Genomic DNA, 533 nt, shown 5'->3' on the forward strand with positions numbered 1-533 from the left:
AGTAGCGGAGCAGGAAGGACATCTGATGGAAATGGAAGCCACGCAAGCACCTTAAAATCACCATCATACACTAAATCAGTAAGTTGGCAGCATTACCGAGATTCAGTTATGCAAATAGTCATGTTTGACAGGCAGTCAATATTTATTCATGGAATGAAAATCAGTTTACAGCAGCGTATTCCAGGGGTGAGTATTCAGGGGGCCAGTCAGGCAGACGAGTTATGGCAAAAGCTGGAAAGTTACCCTGAAGCCTTAGTTATGCTCGATGGCGATCAGGATGGTGAGTTTTGCTACTGGTTACTGCAAAAAACCGTGGTGCAGTTTCCTGAGGTTAAGGTGTTAATCACGGCGACGGATTGCAATAAACGGTGGTTACAGGAAGTTATCCATTTTAATGTGCTGGCCATTGTGCCTCGTGATTCAACCGTGGAGGAAGGCCAGATAAACTGGCCTTCCTCCAGGCGTCTGGTGAACAGGCACAGACCATCAGCATCAGCCCACAGGATTTTAATCATGTCACCCCGTCGGCCACG

2 pseudogenes are annotated in these 533 nt (G+C 47.3%); one reads left to right on the forward strand and one right to left on the reverse strand.

Annotated features, from left to right (window positions below):
• Positions 1 to 108 precede the first annotated feature (108 nt).
• Positions 109 to 432, forward strand: a pseudogene (locus BGK49_RS17430) (hypothetical protein); the annotation flags it as partial.
• Between the two features lie 8 nt (positions 433 to 440).
• On the opposite strand, the pseudogene tnpB reads toward BGK49_RS17430, so the two are convergent.
• A pseudogene (tnpB, locus tag BGK49_RS30670) lies at positions 441 to 515 on the reverse strand (IS66 family insertion sequence element accessory protein TnpB); the annotation flags it as partial.
• Between the last annotated feature and the right edge of the window lie 18 nt (positions 516 to 533).

This window comes from Shigella sp. FC1544 (assembly GCF_001722145.1).
In the GTDB taxonomy this organism is placed as follows: domain Bacteria; phylum Pseudomonadota; class Gammaproteobacteria; order Enterobacterales; family Enterobacteriaceae; genus Escherichia; species Escherichia coli.